Raw genomic sequence first — 15924 nt, 5'->3', positions numbered from 1 at the left:
AGGCGTCGCACTGACGCTCAGCAGGCCAGGAGATCGAAGATCAGTCCGGCAGCCTGTCCGGTCCACATGAGTGGCCGCCGTCGAAGGGTGGCATCGCGCGAAACGCGAGATGCCCGGCGGGTGTGCATGAATTCATCCTACGATGAAAAAAAGCAAAAAAAATCGTGCGTCGCAATCAGTGATTTTTTTCTGCGGCTCTTACCGATTGCACTCAAACGCGATGCATTAAAACCGCAAAACTTGCCGCAAGACTTTCCGGAAAATCGAGGCGTGACAATTCAGTTTTACCGTACGCCGACAGATGTATTTCGGATTGCTGCCATTTCACATGCGTTTAGAGGGTGCTTGTCAGCGTACGTCGACGTGATGCGCGGCAATGTTGGGAACGTTTTATTGTTATGAAGTTCCTACCGGAAACAACGGCATACGACCGCTTTTCACGGCGTATTGCATGCACGCACCATCTTGCGAGAACCTGAATGGACATCCGCCGCGGACGCTCGATCGAAGTGGATTTTTTCCGCGGCGTCGTACTGATCGTCATCGTGTTGGACCACATTCCCGGCAGCACGCTATCGCATCTGATGTTGCACGCCTATGCCTTATGCGATTCGGCTGAAGTGTTCGTGTTTCTCGGCGGCTATGCGTCGGCGGCAGCGTATACGGCGGTGCTCGCGGGCCGTGGCGAGAATGCGGCGAAGATGCGTTTCGTCAGGCGCTGCTGGGAGATCTATCGCGCCTACTTATTAACGGCCGTATTGACGCTGTTATCCGGCGCCGTCCTCGCGTTCCTGCATCTGAACCAGCCGATGGTCGACCTTACCGGCTGGCAGCCGTTCGCGGTGCAACCATTTCGCGAGGCGTTCGATATTGCTCTGCTGCGGCGCCAGCCCTATCTGTCGAGCGTACTGCCCATGTACGTTATCTTTGCGCTATTCGTTCCGTTCGTCGTGCCGCTGGCGCGCCGCTCGTCGTTCGCGGCGCTGGGCCTGAGCGTGACGATCTGGGTGCTCGCCCGGCCATTGGCCGCACTATTCAGCATTGACGACGTGGCCGACTGGGCTTTTAATCCGTTTGCATGGCAACTGATGTTCGTGCTCGGTATTCTGTGCCGGGTGCAACCCGTCAGTGAGCGCTTTCACGCAACTCCCACGGCGCGCTGGTTCACGCGGGCCGCGGTGGTTGCAGTGCTGGCGTTCGCCATCGTCAAACTCTTTGTGCTGACGCAACCGCTGCCCGGCACGCTTAAACAGAACCTTTCCGTGGACCGTGTGATCAACTTCATCGTCATCGCCTGGGTTGCCGCGCAGTTCGTGCGCATGGGCAGCATCGCGTGGCTCGCACAGCGGTTGCCGGCCGTGGTGACGGTCGGCCGTACCGGGCTGGTGTGTTTCGTTACCGGCACGCTGGTGTCGTTGCTTGTCGATACGGCGACGCCCCATACGTTCCACGGTTTTCGCGGCACGCTGATCGGACTCGGTGGCGATCTGGTCGCCATCGGCGCCGTGCTGATGATCGCGCGCGGCTGGAACGACTGGAGAGGGCAGCAGTCGCGCCCGGCCGCCAACGGCGCGGGTTACGGATGAGGGCGCGGCGGGTGCGCCATATGCGCTACGTGCGCCATGTGCGTCGTTCCATGCTGGGTTCACGCACGGCTGTCACGGCCGTCGGCGCGGTGCTATGGCTGATGAGCGGCCCGGAGGCATTCGCCGCGCCGAAAGACGCGCTACTCGCCATGCGTTGCACGGAATTCGCCGGCGCGGTATTGCCGCCGGAGTTGATTGCCTTGCCCACTGCCGGCGTGCAGATCGAAAGTGCGGCGATGGTGGCGGCCACCGCGCCCGGCAATCAGCAGGGCGGCGAATATTGCCGCATTACCGGCCGCATCAAGGCGCTCAAGGCCAGCACGCCCGATATCCGCTTCGACCTGAATTTGCCGCGCCGCTGGAACGGCCGCGCGCTGCAGATTGGCGGCGGCGGTTATAACGGTGTGGTGGTGAGCGGCACGGGCGTCATGCCGTTCTCTCCGGATCGCGCACCGCTCGCGCAAGGTTATGCGACCTTTGGCGACGACTCGGGGCATGTGGGGAATTCATCGCTCGCGGTCTTCGGTCTCGTCGACGAAGCGGTGACGAATTTTGGCTACGCGCACCTGAAAAAAACGCACGACGCCGTGCTCGCGCTCATTGCGCGCGCCTACGGCCGCCCGCCGCAACGGATGTATTTCGCCGGCGGCTCGACGGGCGGCCGCGAAGGCTACACGGTGATGCAGCGTTATCCCGACGACTACGACGGTGTGATCGCCAATTCGCCCGCGCTCAATTTTTCCGGCGTGCGTTTGATGGGCGTGAAGCTCGGTCAGGCGGAATACGCGACGCCCGGCGGTTTTATTCCGCCGCTATTGCTCGAGCGCGTGTATCAACGAACGCTCGCGGTTTGCGACCGGCTCGACGGCGCGGCGGACGGCATCATTAGCGACGTTGCCGGGTGCAGGGAACACGAAGCGGAAATCGTCGCCTCGTTGCGTTGCGCAGGACGTGAACCCTCGCATGACGAGTGCCTCACCGACCCGCAAATCGCCACGCTGATGGTGATGCGCGACGGCCTCTCGTTACCCTACAAACTGGCGTGGGACGTCACGGGTTATCGCGGCTACAACATTTTTCAGGGCACACATTTGAACGGCATGCTTGGGCTGGCGCATCAACCCGAGCGCTTGCCGATGCCAACCTTCTTTGCCAACGGCTACCTGTTCGCGCAGGGCGACGGCTATATCCGCTATTTCGTGACGCGGGACGCGGAGTTCGACTCGCTCAGGTTCGACCCGCAGCATCCCGGTAAATATCGCGGGCAACTGATCGCGCTTTCACAGACGATCGGCGCGATGAACCCCGACCTCGCACGCTACATCGCGCACGGCGGCAAACTCATCACGCTGCAAGGCCTCGCCGACGAAGTCATCAGCCCGAATCAGACAATCGCTTACTACGAAGCGCTGATCGATCGCTACGGCATCGACCAGGTCAATGCGTTCATGCGGCTCTACATGGTGCCGGGTTTTCAGCACGGCAGCGGGGTGTTCATTCCGTCGGTCGATCTGCTGGGTGCGCTCGACAATTGGGTGACGCGTGGCGTATCGCCAGAAACCTTGACCGCGACCGATATTGCGGCGGCGACCAACGGACGTTCGCGTCCGTTGTGCCGTTACCCGCTGTTTCCCCGCTACAGCGGCAAGGGCAATGTGAACCTCGCCAGCAGCTTCGCGTGCGCCGAACCATGACAGGATCCGGTATATCCGGCGAAAACCACCGCGGGTCCTGAATGGCAGGCATGCCGCGCCGGCGGACCTTGCTGCGGCCTGTCGGTGTTTTCGGAATCTCGTGGTTACGCTGCACGCTTTCCCACTTTCATTTACATTGCGGGTGCGGTCGCGCATTCGCACCGCCTCCCTCCAATCAAATACCGGTGTCTGCCATCGTCGAATCCATGCAGCCAATCGTCTCGGTCACGAACCTGTCGAAAACCTATGCCACGGGTTTTCATGCACTCAAAAATATCAATCTGGAGATCAATCGCGGGGAAATCTTCGCCTTGCTGGGCCCGAACGGGGCGGGCAAAACCACCCTCATCAGCATCATCTGCGGCATCGTCAAGGCAAGCGTCGGCGGCGTGACGGTAGATGGCCGCGATATCGCGGTGGACTATCGCGGCGCGCGCTCGCTGATCGGCCTCGTGCCGCAGGAACTCACCACCGACTCGTTCGAAACCGTCTGGGCGACTGTTTCGTTCAGCCGCGGACTGTTCGGCAAGCCGAAGAACCCCGCATACATTGAAAAGGTGTTGCGCGACCTGTCGTTGTGGGAAAAGCGCGATAGCAAGATCATTACGCTGTCGGGCGGTATGAAGCGCCGCGTGCTGATTGCAAAGGCGCTCTCGCACGAACCGCGCGTGCTGTTCCTCGACGAACCCACGGCCGGTGTCGACGTGGAGTTGCGCCGCGACATGTGGAAGCTGGTGCGCTCGCTTGCCGCGAGCGGTGTGACGATCATTCTCACCACCCACTATATCGACGAAGCCGAGGAAATGGCGGACCGCATCGGCGTGATCAATGCGGGCGAGATCATGCTGGTGGAAGAGAAGACGGAGTTGATGCGCAAACTCGGCAAGAAGCAGTTGACGCTGCAACTGGAGAGCCCGCTCGCGGAAGTGCCGCCGGCGCTGACCGGTTATGGACTGGACGTCGCCAAGGGCGGCAACGAGTTGATCTACACGTACGAGGGCGAGGGTGGACGCACGGACATCATCGCGCTGCTCAAAGCGCTCGACGACGCCGGCATCCGCTTCAAGGATCTGCATACGACGCAAAGTTCGCTCGAAGACATCTTCGTCAGTCTGCTCCGAGGTGACCAATGAATATCTACGCAATTCGCGCAATCTACAAGTTCGAGATGGCGCGCACCTGGCGCACGCTGATGCAGAGCATCATCGCGCCGGTGATTTCGACTTCGCTTTACTTCGTCGTATTCGGCGCGGCAATCGGTTCGCGTATCAAGGAAGTGGACGGCATCAGCTACGGCGCGTTCATCGTGCCGGGTTTGATCATGCTGTCGCTACTGTCGCAAAGCATTTCGAATGCGTCGTTCGGGATTTACTTTCCGCGCTTTACCGGCACGATCTACGAGTTGCTGTCGGCGCCGGTGTCGTATCTGGAGATCGTGGTGAGCTATGTGGGTGCGGCGGCCACCAAATCGATTCTGCTCGGCTTGATCATCCTGGCGACCGCCGGCCTGTTCGTGCCGCTGCAAGTGCAGCATCCGTTCTGGATGATTCTGTTCCTGGTGCTGACCGCGGTGACGTTCAGTCTGCTCGGTTTCATTATCGGCATCTGGGCGGATAGCTTCGAGAAGCTGCAACTCGTGCCGCTTCTGATCATTACGCCGCTCACGTTCCTCGGCGGCAGTTTCTATGCGGTCAATATGCTGCCGCCCTTCTGGAAGGTCGTGACGCTGTTCAATCCGATCGTTTATCTGGTCAGCGGATTTCGCTGGAGCTTCTATGGTCTCGCCGATGTGGATGTCGGTGTCAGCCTCGGCATGACCGCGCTGTTTCTGGCCGTGTTTCTCGTGATCGTTGCCTGGATCTTCAAGACCGGGTATCGGCTCAAGAGCTGACAGCGTTAGCGACTCAAATCCAGCTGTCGTCGAATCACTAACACGACGCCTTGTTCTGACAGGCGTCGTTCGTGGACCGCTTGCAAATCTTCGCAAATCTTCGCAAATCGCAACAGGTGTTCGGTAGCCGCTGCATAGCCGGCTGCTCGTGCCAGGGATAATGGGACACCCCTCGATGAGGGCGTGGTGGCGTCGCCCCGGCGTTAGGAGGCGCTTCCCGTCCCGGCGAGTACTTATGCATGGAGCCCTGCCGTCATGAGCAAGTTATCGATCGCTTTCGCCCCCGATCTGTCATCCCGCACGTTGTCGGGCATACCGCGGGAAGGCCTGAACTCGTCGCAGAGCGGCGAAGACGCGAATTTCATTACTGAGCTTCAAACCCTGCTGGCTAACGTGATGCACAAGCAGATGCAGGAAGGGATCACGCAGTCTGCCCCGGGTCAGACAACGAACCCGCAGCAAACAGGGCGGCCCGTTTCGACTGCGAACGCGAACGCGGGCGGTGGCGCCTATTCCGAGCTGGATAGCTACACGGCGCAGAACGACTCGTCGGATCTCGGCAAATGGTCGGACCTTGCGGCAAGCAGTCAGGGCGTCTCGCTCGAGCGGCCACTCGCGGCAATGCAGATCCTGTCAGGACAGCCGGGCGCGAATGGACAGCCGCCGACGCCGGCGCAAAAGCAGGCCGCCATGCAGTTCGTCAATGACAATCCGTCGCTGAAGAGCGCGATGCAGAACGCGGGTGCGCTGAATTCCGATGGCAGCATCGACCAGAAAAAGCTGAAGGGCCTGCTGAATTCGGTCAATACGAATCTCTCGCAAGCGGATAACAACGTTAAGGCGTACCTGAAGAAACATCCCGACGCCGATGCGGCCTCGCTCAACAAAGTACGGTCTGCCGGATTGCTGCAGGCGTACAACGCGATCGCAGGAGAGTCGACCGGCCATCAGGGCGGCAAAAACAACAACAACTACAGCGGCGGGAAAAACAGTGGCGGGATAACGACGAAGCAGCAGGTTGACAAGCTGCAGGACAACGCGGGCTTCAGCTCCGCGCTGAAGAGTGCTGCCCAGGCGTGGTCGACAAGCGGCGCATTCGATGCGCTCGATCGTGCCGGCGACGACAAGGCGACCAGCAAGGCCGACGGAAAAATCAGCGACGACAATCTCACGAGTTTCATCACGAACGACGCGCCCAGCAGCGCATCGAGCAACCAGAGTTTCCTCGAAGATGCCAGCCTGCAGAACATCACCGCGAACACCGATACCAGTAACCTGAATCAGGACATCTTCGCCAATCCGCAGAACTACACACCGCAGCAGAAGGCCGCTGTCATGGTGAAGCTGATGCAGACACTCGTGAACGTGCAGGCGGGCGGATCGGACGGTCTGCGCAATGTCAGCAAGACGGTGAGCGCACTGACTCAGGACATCCAGACGCTTGCCGGCGATCCGGCGACGCAGGCGTACCTGCAGCAAGCGGTGCCGCCTGCGATGCAGAACCTCGACGGTGAATTCGCGCAGGCGGGCGGCCTCTCCGAGGCGAGCGGCGACGGCGGCGCCGACGCTGGCTCAGCGGTAGGCGGTTCGGGCGGTCAGTCGCAGTCATCCTCCTCGAACGTTGCCGATCAGGTGCATGACGGCCTGAAGGATGCCAAAACCGTGACGCAGTCCCTTAGCGATCTCGCCAAAGGAGAGGGTTTCATGGGCATCGGCGGCGACAGCGCCGCAGCCGAAGCCGCGGGCGCGGCGGGGGCCGCGGGTGGGGCGGAAGGTGCTGAGGGGGCAGTGGCCGGGGCCGATGCCGCGGTCGCCGGTGCGGAAGGCGGCGCGGCGGCAGCCGACGGCGTGATGGGCGCAGTGGCAGGCGGCCTTGCGGCCGCGGCGCCGGTGCTGGCCGTCGGTGCGGGCATTGCCGGTATCGCCGGTATCGTCATGGCCATCGTCCAGGCGGTGCAGAAAAAGCATCACCAGAACGAGTTCGCCGATAACGTCAATCCAACGCTGAAACAGTTCGGCATTCCGCTGCCGAGCTGAGCAGCCTGAAGCAAGGTCATACGATGCGCCGCGTTCTATTCGACCGGAAGGAAGAGGTCATGCGTTTCGTCGCAAGGCAAACCGGCGAAAGCCGCTACGACGATTGCTCGACGATCGGGCTCGAGAAGAATGGCGAGATCGTTGCGGGCGTCGTCTATCAAGGGCACAACGGGCCGAACATACTGATGCATTTCGCGCTCGGCGGCTCGCGCCATCTGATCACGCCGGCGTTCGTTTCTGCCGTGTTCATGTATCCATTCCAGGTGTTGCAATGCCATCGCGTGACCGGCCTCGTGCGGGCCGACAATGCCGGTGCCCAACTGCTCGACGAACATCTCGGCTTTGTGCGTGAAGGCGTGATGCGCGAAGGTGCGGGCGATCGCGAGGACTTCATCATGTATGGGATGCTCGAGCGGGAGTGCCGGTTTTTACACGGCCGATATTTCACTGCACTGCAGCGGGAATTGAATCGCAGCGCCATCGCCGCGTGATTGACGGCAAAGGCACTTGTTTTCCGAAAGTGGCCCTATGCGTCAATCAACGAATCAGCGGTCGGCATTCAGATCGTCTGTAAGCCGCGTGGCGAAGCGGCGCTGTTGTCCGCGGCGCGCGCGATCGAAGAGGTCGTTGCGTTGGGATGTGGTCTGTGGGTAAGCCGCTTCGGCGATCGCCCGGCCCGGCGCGATACTGAAACCGGTCACGACGATTGGCAGACAGGCGGCTGTGATGGACAGGGTTGCTGCGGCCGGCTCGACATGCGCGCCGGCCGCAGCGTTCTTTGACACCTCGCTTACGTCACATACCCCTGCGCGACATTGATCAACTGCACGCGATTGCGCACATTGAACAACTGCCGCAGGCGCCGCAGGTGATAGTCGACGTTATGCGGCGACAACCCGAGGAAGTACGCGATTTCCTTGTCGCGCTGCCCTTGCACCACGGCCTTCAGCACCGCATGCTGCAATTCGCTCAGCGTGACGCGCTGCTGCTGCGCGGGCGCGATCCCGATCACGCTTTTCGCGTGCGTCCAGATGAACTCGTGGATCGTGTGCGCGAACATCAGCGTCTCGGCCACGATCGATTCCGTCATCCAGCGCGGGTTGCCGATCTCCGAGTTGAAGCACAGGCTCGCGCTCAGCTCCGGCTCGGGCAGCGGCATCTGCGTGAGAATTCCGCTTTTGCGGCCGTTGGCCTCCAGCATGTCGATCAGCCCGCCGAGCCGCTCGCTGCGCATCTGGGCTCGCGGCAGGTCGGCGCGCATATCGGCCGTGCTCCAGAGGAGCGGCATGCCGGTCGGCGACGCCAGCGCCACGCGCGGATCGAGCTCGAAATAACGCTCGCGGAAATAACGCGTGAGCCATGCCTGCGACTCGTAGCTGGTCAGCACGAACATCGACTTGTGATGCGCGGTGGTGCGCGTGGCCGAATAGCTGAACGAGTCGAAGCCAAGTTGCTTGATGCGCCGCCGCACAAATTCGATGCGGTCCTGCGCGCTGCCGAATCGCACCAGCGGACTGATTACGGGTGCGGCCCGCCGGGCGGCGGGCGAGGGCGTGCCAATCTCCTCCTCGGTGAAGAGCGTGAGAAAACCCGCGGGCACGATGCCTGATGCGGTGCGGGTAGATGCCCTGGATGCTTCAGCCGCGTGGGCTGATTTCTCGGGTTGCCGCGTGCCGGCCGGGTAAGCCGGTTGTGCGGTAACCACTGAGTTGTAAGCCGCCGACACGTGACTGGCTTCGCTTTGCGGCGAACCAGTCAGCCAATGCGGCAGCGTATCGCATTCGTGTTCCATGAAACGGTAGCTCCAGCGTTCGAAACGCGTGATGGACGACAACCTGGATGATTAACTATTTCCAAATATTACGGTAGCCGGTTCCTTGCTATCATTTTTGAGATCTTGCGCTGACCTCTAACCGGCGACGCGGGTGTGACAGGCTTTGTTCATGTTCATACGGGACCTCCCAGAAAGAGACGTGATGGCAAAAATTCCAAGGCTGACAACGACGCTCGCTTACGACCGCTATATGGCGGGCCAGAAACTGGTGTCGAGCGAGAATCGCCCGTGGCGGCATCTGGTGCTGCGCTCGTATCTCGAACCGGCCGAGCAGGAACTGCTGGAGGCGCCCGGCCTGCAGGACGTCACACTGATGACGCTCGGCAGCGGTGCCGAACACCTCGAGCGCAACCTGAACGGGCACTGGGAGAGCGCCGACCTGCGCGTGGGCGACGTCTGGTTCGTGCCGCCCGTGCCGATCTCGTGGCGCTGGCGCTCGATCAGCGATGAGCCGCTGTCGACCGTCCATTTGCACCTGGAGCGCAGCCTGATCGACAGCGTCGCCGACCAGATGGAGCTGGGCGGCTCACGCGAGCTGTCGCTGGGCGACGCGATGCAGTTTCACGATCCACTGATCGCCGCGATGCTTGGCGCATTACATCGCGCCGCGAGCGACCCTGCCGACTCGCGGCTGTATGTCGACGCGCTGGCTCACGCGCTCGCCGCTCATCTGTTGCAACATTACTCGCGCGGCCGTCATGCCGAGGCCGGCCTGCCGCCGCAGCCCGAGCGGCTGGTGCCGCGCCGCATTCGCCGTGTAACCGATTACATCCGCGCCAATCTTGCCGCCGATCTGGCCATTAGCGAACTGGCCGCGCATGCCGGGTTAAGCAGCTTTCATTTCGCTCGTGTGTTCCGCCGCGAGACGGGTGAAACGCCTCATCAGCTTGTCACGCGCTTGCGGCTCGAGGAAGCCGCGAGGCTGCTGCGCACCACCGATCAGCCGGTGCTGCAAATCGCCATTGCGGTTGGTTTCGAAAACGCCAGTCATTTTTCCGTGCAGTTCAAGCGTAGCTACGGCGTGACACCGCTTGCTTACCGGCTGCGCGGCTGAGAGTCGGGTTGCGCGGCTGGATCGTGTGGGTGGCTCGCTGTGTGCGATACCCAGGCGGCAGACGGTTGACGGCACGCAGGCGTTTGCCGGCGTCGACACTGAGCAGCACGGGATTGCCTGGCCGCCGCGTGGCTAGTGTATCGAGGCTGGCCGCGGTGGGTCGTCGAGGGCAAAGTTGGTTGAATCGCCGAAACGGGAATCACGCACTTTTCGCAGTTTGCTGTGCATTGCGCGCCTTGCAAACTACGAACTTTCGTGGCGAGGTTGGAGATCGACCTGGCACGGGTGGGCCTTGATGCTGTTCCGACCGCCCCTGGCGGTGCGGGCCTCACTATACGGTGTGGTACGGCGGCGAGGGAAACCATTGCGCCTGCGGGCATTTTTTGTAGTTTGCGGCGGGTTGCCATGAGCGGGCGACGGCCTGCGCGAGGTGCGGTTGATGCGGCTGGTCTAACTGGACTGACCAGTTGCGTGGCCATTGTATCTGTCGAAGCATTGCATCCGCCGACAGAATGCCGCCGACAGAATGCTGCGCCCACAGTTTTGTTTTAGCCGGCGTCCGACTGACTCGTCGTCGACGCAGCAGGGCGAGGAAACGGTTTTCGAAATTACGTTTCCGACGCGCCTCGACATTTCATTTAGCCAGTCTCTCTCCGTGAGTGGTATCAAACTGTCCGCTGATTTTTCTCGCTCGATATCCGTGTCACGCACGATGTCACGTCATAGGCTTAATGCCTGTCTTTAAGGTTTGAGAAACGCTAAGAGCGTATCTCGGCATGGCCTAAAAATAACTCCGTTTATCTAAGACGTTTGGCACTTTGCGTCCTAAACAGGGTATGCCGTTTGTACTTATTTAAGCTAAAAAATTGCTTTTAAGAGTTTGCGTATTCGCTGCATTAAAAGCTGACGGCACACTATGAGCGTCGCGTTTGCCGATCAGGTGAAAGCGCGATGCATTCTTAAGTTTCTCTGCATTTAAGAGAAATATTTAGGATGTCTTAAGAAGAATCTTGGTGGCTGAATTCGATAAAAGAGATTGGGAGGAATGTTGAATAACATCTGCAAAACTGTCTGGAATAGAACGACTCGCACGCACGTGGCCGTGTCCGAGGTAGCGAAGAGCCGTGGCGCGAGGGGCGCGTCGGCATGTGGCGTGCTGGTGGCCGCCAGCGCGGGATTGTTGGGCGCATTGGCGTTTCCGTTGCCGGCCGGCGCTGAAGAATGCGGGGTGAGTCATAATGATTGCGCGGCGGCGGGGGGAACGTTGCTGTCGGCGTCCGTGCTGAATGACAACGAGTCGAAGAAGCCGCTCAATGCGATCATGAACGGGATTGACGGAACGGCGTCTGACCTGCTGGCCGCAGTTTCGCCGCCACTTGCATCCACGGTAAACAGTCCCAGGTTATTGAGGGCGGACGCTGTGGCTTTATCAGACGATGTACCGGTCACGCAGTTCATCGCTGTGAGTCCGCTGACCACGCCAGCTTTGACAACGACTGCACTCTATGGAGAGAACGCCATGGCGGTCGGTGTTGGCGCGACCGCACTGGGTGATGATGCGCTGGCGGTCGGCGCGAGGTCGGGCGCGTCGTTGAATGGCACCACGGCGGTGGGTTCAGCGGCGGCGGCACTTGCAGTGAATGCAACAGTGGTGGGTGCCGGCGCTACGAGCAGCTCCAAGGCCGATAACGGCGTGGCAATTGGGTATCTCGCGAAGGTACAAAATGTCAACGCGCTGGCTATCGGCACGAACGTTCAGACCAACGCGGAAGATTCCATCGCAGCGGGCAGCAATGCATTCGTTACCACGCCGGCGAGCAGGGCGATTGCGTTCGGCTCCGGTGCGACCGCCACGGCCGAGGGCTCCGTGGCGCTGGGCGCCGATTCCCTGGTTGACCAGGCCAACGTGATTTCGGTGGGCAACAGCACGCTGCAGCGGCAGATTGTGAATGTCGCCGCTGGTGTGCAGAATCATGACGCCGTCAATATCGCGCAATTGAAAGGCGCGCTGGCTGGGATCGGCGGCGGTGCGGACGTTGCCGGCGACGGCCAGATCACCAGGCCCACGTACGCCATTGGAGGCGCAACCTACAGCGACGTCGGCTCGGCGCTTTCTGCACTGGCCATCAAGGGCGCAGCGACTGCGGCGGATGCGGTCCAGTACGATACTACGGCGCACGATAGCGTGACCTTCGGTCAATCCGGCACGCCGGTGCGGATCACCAACGTACGGGCCGGGGCACTCGCGGCCGACAGTCTGGACGCCGTGAACGGTTCACAACTGTTCGCGACCAATCAGGCGGTGGCGCAGAACACCAGCGACATCGCCGCCAACACCGGCAGCATCACCGACCTCGATCAGCGTGTCACGAACAACACCACGCAGATTACCAATCTCGACGCGCGCACCACAACGGTCGAAGGAGACGTGAGCAATATCACGAATCAGATCACGAATGGCGAGATCGGCCTTGTCCAGCAGGATCAGGTATCGCGCAATCTCACGGTCGCCAAAGACCTCGACGGCGCTCGTGTCGATTTCACCGGCACAGGCGGGGCACGCGAACTGACAGGCATCGCGGCGGGCACCACGGATACGTCCGCGGTCAATGTCGGCCAGGTCAAACCGATCGTGGCTGCGCTCGGCGGCGGCGCGCAGATCAATGCCGACGGTTCGTCCACCGGTCCCACCTATCACATGCAGGGCGGCACGCAAACCACCGTCGGCGACGCGCTCGGCTCGCTCGACAGCGGGCTTACCACTTTGCAGCAAAACATGGAGACCGGCGGGATCGGCATCGTCACGCAGGATACTGTGTCGCGCGTCATCAACGTCGGTGCGGCGACGGACGGCAGTCTGATCAACATAGCCGGCACAGCAGGCAACCGGGTGCTCACCGGTGTGGCGCCTGGCGCGGTCAATGCCGCCAGCACCGACGCGATCAACGGGGCGCAACTCTATACGCACGCAGCGAGTACGGCGGTGGCGCTCGGCGGCGGCTCGACGGTCAATCCGGACGGTTCGGTGACGGCGCCGTCGTACAGCGTGGGTGGCACGGTCGTGAACAACGTCGGCAGTGCGATCAGCAATCTGGACGGCCGCGTAACGCAGAACACCAGCGATATTGCCGGACTGCAAACCACGATCAGCAACATCAGCGGATCGGTGGCGAACGCTGTTCAGTACGACACTTCCGCGCACGACAAGGTTACGCTCGGCGGCACGGCCGCCAATGCGCCGAAGGTCGCACTCACCAATCTGCAGGATGGCGAAGTATCGGCGACCAGCAGCGATGCCGTCACCGGTGCGCAACTTTGGAACACCAATCAGCAGATCGGCAATCTCGGTCAGCAGATCGGAGACCTGGGTCAGGCCGTGAAGAATACTCAGGCCACAGGCACCTCATATGTCGCTATCAACAGTTCAGGCAATGCGGCGCAGGCGATCGGCAACAGTACGGTGGCGATCGGTGGCGGTGCAATAGCGAGCGCGCCGAACTCGGTTGCGATTGGCGAGGGCTCGGTTGCCGATCAGTCGAATACGGTTTCGGTCGGGTCGGCTGGCAACGAGCGCCGCATCACGAACGTCGCGGCGGGACAGGCGCCTGGCGACGCCGTGAACATGCAGCAGTTTCAGGGCGGCATGAACGAAATCGCGCGCAATGCGTATTCGGGCACGGCGTCGGCGATTGCGTTGACAGCGGTTCCGGAGGTCGACGCGAACAAAAACCTGGCGATCGGTGTCGGCACGGCCGGCTATAAGGGCTATCAGGCGGTCGCGGTCGGTTTGTCGGCGCGCGTTACGCAGAGCTTCAAGGTGAAGCTCGGGGCAGGGATCAGTTCTGCCGCGACGACAGTCACCGCCGGTGCGGCGTACCAGTGGTAGCCGGGGAGGGAGGGTAGGAGAGCGCGCAGTCGCGCGCCTCGATAAGCGTCTCCCACACCCCGCACGTTCGATTGTGCGGGGTGTGGCACAGCACTTACTTGAACAGCTTCATCGCTTGCGTGAGCGTATTGATCACGCCCCACGCGAGCGGCAGCATCACATACAGCCAGAAGACGGCGAGCTTGACCTTGTTGGTCGGATGAACGGCTTGAACGGTCGACATGCGAGTCTCCTTAGGCGCCTTTGGCGAGTTGTGCGTCGGTCATGTGGTGCTTGTCGTCGACACGCTTGACCAGCAGATTGCAGACGAAACCGATCACCAGCAGCACAACCATGATGTGGATCGTCATCGTGTAGGCATCCGCCTTTGCCACGCCGTGCGCCACTTGATACGCACGAATGTAATTCACCAGCACGGGACCCGCGACACCGGCCGCTGCCCATGCGGTCAGCAGGCGGCCGTGAATACCGCCGACGAACGCCGTGCCGAACATGTCCGCGAGATACGCGGGCACCGTGGCGAAGCCGCCGCCGTACATCGACAGGATCACGCAGTACGCGAGCACGAACAGGGCGATCTGGCCGGAAGCCGCGAAGCCGGGCACGAGGTAGTACAGCACGGCGCCGAGCGCGAAGAAGATGAAGTAAGTGTTCTTACGGCCGATCCAGTCCGAAGCCGAGGCCCATACGAAACGGCCACCCATGTTGAACAGCGACAGAAGACCGACGAAACCAGCCGCCGCGGCAGCCGTCACGGTGTCCTTGAAGCTCTCCTGGATCATCACCGAGGCCTGGCCGAGAATGCCGATGCCGGCCGTCACGTTCAGGAACAGCACGAGCCAGATCAGATAAAACTGCGGCGTCTTCAACGCCTGATCGATGTGCACGTGGTTACGCGAGATCATCTTCTTCTGGCTGGTCTCGGGCGGTGTCCAGCCGGCCGGCTTCCAGTCCGCCGGCGGCACGCGAATCGCCAGTGCGCCGATCGACATCGAGATGAAGTACGCAATGCCGAGCACCACGAACGTCTCTGCCACGCCGATGCTGGTCGCGCTGCGGAAATGGTTCATCAGTGCCACCGACAACGGCGCGGCAATCATCGCACCGCCGCCGAAGCCCATGATCGCCATGCCGGTCGCCATGCCGCGACGGTCCGGGAACCAGCGGATCAGCGTCGACACCGGCGAGACGTAACCAAGGCCGAGCCCGATCCCGCCGATCACACCGTAGCCGAGATAGAGCAGCACGATCTGATGCAGATACACGCCGAGCGCGGAAACCAGGAAACCGCCGCCGAAGCAGCACGCAGCGGTGAACATCGTGCGGCGCGGGCCGACATGCTCGAGCCACTTGCCGGCAAACGCCGCCGACAAACCCAGGAACACGATCGCCAGCGAAAAGATCCAGCCGAGCGAGGTTAGCGACCAGTCGTCAGCGGCGGATTGCGTAATGCCGATGACTTTGGTCAGCGGGCCGTTGAATACGGAGAAGGCGTACGCCTGACCGATACACAGGTGAACAGCGAGCGCTGCGGGCGGAACCATCCAGCGCGAAAACCCCGGTTTCGCAATGGTGGCCTGTTTGGAAAAGAATGGTGCTGAGCCTGAATTCCCGCTCGGCTCGGTGATACTGCTCATGGTCGGTCTCCGGTGTGACGAATGCTTTGTTATCGGCGTTTCTTACGGAATGCTTTAGTGTCGCGGCGTAAAAATTGCAGATTTATGTGGTCTTGATATATGTATTTTTATTTCATATGGTGAGCGCTAAATTCCGACAAAACTCGCTTCGTCGAACGATAGGGCGTGAACCTGGCGTTTGCAATATGAGATATAAATGCATAAGGCATTAGCCTGGTGAAATGCGACCGTAATTTGCCGAAATGCGGCAATGCGGCACGAACGCCAGGAACGGCCTACTGAATGCGGGGTAATCAGCATCCGGA

Annotated in this window: 13 protein-coding genes; 9 read left to right on the top strand and 4 right to left on the bottom strand. The window is 61.2% G+C overall.

Going from position 1 to position 15924, the window contains the following annotated elements; translation table 11 throughout:
• Positions 1–126 precede the first annotated feature (126 nt).
• From ACOSV0_RS33180 to ACOSV0_RS33150, 7 genes are all read left to right on the top strand, one after another.
• A complete protein-coding gene (locus ACOSV0_RS33180) occupies positions 127–402 on the top strand; it encodes a hypothetical protein (RefSeq protein ID WP_434111832.1) in 276 nt (91 codons plus the stop codon).
• 77 nt (positions 403–479) lie between these two features.
• Entirely contained in the window at positions 480–1586 is a 1107-nt protein-coding gene (locus ACOSV0_RS33175; RefSeq protein ID WP_434111830.1) for an OpgC domain-containing protein, read from the top strand.
• Between the two features lie 101 nt (positions 1587–1687).
• Positions 1688–3280 (top strand): tannase/feruloyl esterase family alpha/beta hydrolase, encoded by a 1593-nt coding sequence (locus ACOSV0_RS33170; RefSeq protein WP_434115959.1) that lies wholly within the window; start codon positions 1688–1690, stop codon positions 3278–3280.
• Positions 3281–3486: 206 nt separating this feature from the next.
• The gene (locus ACOSV0_RS33165) at positions 3487–4413 is read left to right on the top strand and encodes an ABC transporter ATP-binding protein (RefSeq protein WP_434115956.1); all 927 of its coding nucleotides are present in this window, start codon (positions 3487–3489) and stop codon (positions 4411–4413) included.
• A complete protein-coding gene (locus ACOSV0_RS33160; RefSeq protein WP_093633049.1) occupies positions 4410–5171 on the top strand; it encodes an ABC transporter permease in 762 nt (253 codons plus the stop codon). Before ACOSV0_RS33165 ends, ACOSV0_RS33160 begins: the two co-directional genes overlap by 4 nt.
• Before the next feature lie 255 nt (positions 5172–5426).
• Positions 5427–7208, top strand: a complete 1782-nt coding sequence (locus tag ACOSV0_RS33155; RefSeq protein ID WP_434111827.1) for a type III effector HrpK domain-containing protein — start codon at positions 5427–5429, stop codon at positions 7206–7208.
• A gap of 23 nt (positions 7209–7231) precedes the next feature.
• A complete protein-coding gene (locus ACOSV0_RS33150; RefSeq protein ID WP_434111825.1) occupies positions 7232–7699 on the top strand; it encodes a GNAT family N-acetyltransferase in 468 nt (155 codons plus the stop codon).
• Positions 7700–7753: 54 nt separating this feature from the next.
• Here ACOSV0_RS33150 and ACOSV0_RS33145 read toward each other — a convergent pair whose 3' ends face one another.
• Positions 7754–7993 carry a hypothetical protein gene (locus ACOSV0_RS33145; RefSeq protein WP_434111823.1) on the bottom strand — a complete coding sequence of 80 codons (240 nt, stop codon included), beginning with the start codon at positions 7991–7993 and terminating at the stop codon, positions 7754–7756.
• Between the two features lie 5 nt (positions 7994–7998).
• Positions 7999–9000, bottom strand: coding sequence for an autoinducer binding domain-containing protein (locus ACOSV0_RS33140; protein WP_434111821.1), 1002 nt, complete (start codon positions 8998–9000; stop codon positions 7999–8001).
• 184 nt (positions 9001–9184) lie between these two features.
• On the opposite strand from ACOSV0_RS33140, the gene ACOSV0_RS33135 reads away from it, so the two are divergent.
• Together ACOSV0_RS33135 and ACOSV0_RS33130 are read left to right on the top strand one after the other, a co-directional pair.
• Entirely contained in the window at positions 9185–10096 is a 912-nt protein-coding gene (locus ACOSV0_RS33135; protein WP_434111819.1) for a helix-turn-helix domain-containing protein, read from the top strand.
• 1045 nt (positions 10097–11141) lie between these two features.
• Positions 11142–13982, top strand: coding sequence for a YadA-like family protein (locus tag ACOSV0_RS33130; protein ID WP_434111817.1), 2841 nt, complete (start codon positions 11142–11144; stop codon positions 13980–13982).
• 94 nt (positions 13983–14076) lie between these two features.
• Here ACOSV0_RS33130 and ACOSV0_RS33125 read toward each other — a convergent pair whose 3' ends face one another.
• Both ACOSV0_RS33125 and ACOSV0_RS33120 read right to left on the bottom strand, forming a co-directional pair.
• A complete protein-coding gene (locus tag ACOSV0_RS33125; protein WP_408441073.1) occupies positions 14077–14205 on the bottom strand; it encodes an MFS transporter small subunit in 129 nt (42 codons plus the stop codon).
• 10 nt (positions 14206–14215) lie between these two features.
• On the bottom strand, positions 14216–15619 hold the full coding sequence (locus tag ACOSV0_RS33120; RefSeq protein WP_434111815.1) for an L-lactate MFS transporter: 1404 nt from the start codon (positions 15617–15619) through the stop codon (positions 14216–14218).
• Positions 15620–15924 lie beyond the last annotated feature (305 nt).

This window comes from Paraburkholderia caffeinilytica (assembly GCF_051027425.1).
GTDB lineage: Bacteria > Pseudomonadota > Gammaproteobacteria > Burkholderiales > Burkholderiaceae > Paraburkholderia > Paraburkholderia caffeinilytica_A.
This window is presented reverse-complemented; position numbering and strand designations above follow the sequence as displayed.

Excerpts from the sequence above, each read along its gene's own strand:
- ACOSV0_RS33180 (WP_434111832.1), top strand. The coding sequence starts at position 127 with ATGAATTCATCCTACGATGAAAAAAAGCAAAAAAAATCGTGCGTCGCA.
- ACOSV0_RS33120 (WP_434111815.1), bottom strand. The coding sequence starts at position 15,619 with ATGAGCAGTATCACCGAGCCGAGCGGGAATTCAGGCTCAGCACCATTC.
- ACOSV0_RS33165 (WP_434115956.1), top strand. The coding sequence starts at position 3,487 with ATGCAGCCAATCGTCTCGGTCACGAACCTGTCGAAAACCTATGCCACG.
- ACOSV0_RS33170 (WP_434115959.1), top strand. The coding sequence starts at position 1,688 with ATGAGCGGCCCGGAGGCATTCGCCGCGCCGAAAGACGCGCTACTCGCC.
- ACOSV0_RS33135 (WP_434111819.1), top strand. The coding sequence starts at position 9,185 with ATGGCAAAAATTCCAAGGCTGACAACGACGCTCGCTTACGACCGCTAT.
- ACOSV0_RS33175 (WP_434111830.1), top strand. The coding sequence starts at position 480 with ATGGACATCCGCCGCGGACGCTCGATCGAAGTGGATTTTTTCCGCGGC.
- ACOSV0_RS33150 (WP_434111825.1), top strand. The coding sequence starts at position 7,232 with ATGCGCCGCGTTCTATTCGACCGGAAGGAAGAGGTCATGCGTTTCGTC.
- ACOSV0_RS33130 (WP_434111817.1), top strand. The coding sequence starts at position 11,142 with ATGTTGAATAACATCTGCAAAACTGTCTGGAATAGAACGACTCGCACG.
- ACOSV0_RS33155 (WP_434111827.1), top strand. The coding sequence starts at position 5,427 with ATGAGCAAGTTATCGATCGCTTTCGCCCCCGATCTGTCATCCCGCACG.
- ACOSV0_RS33140 (WP_434111821.1), bottom strand. The coding sequence starts at position 9,000 with ATGGAACACGAATGCGATACGCTGCCGCATTGGCTGACTGGTTCGCCG.
- ACOSV0_RS33160 (WP_093633049.1), top strand. The coding sequence starts at position 4,410 with ATGAATATCTACGCAATTCGCGCAATCTACAAGTTCGAGATGGCGCGC.
- ACOSV0_RS33125 (WP_408441073.1), bottom strand. The coding sequence starts at position 14,205 with ATGTCGACCGTTCAAGCCGTTCATCCGACCAACAAGGTCAAGCTCGCC.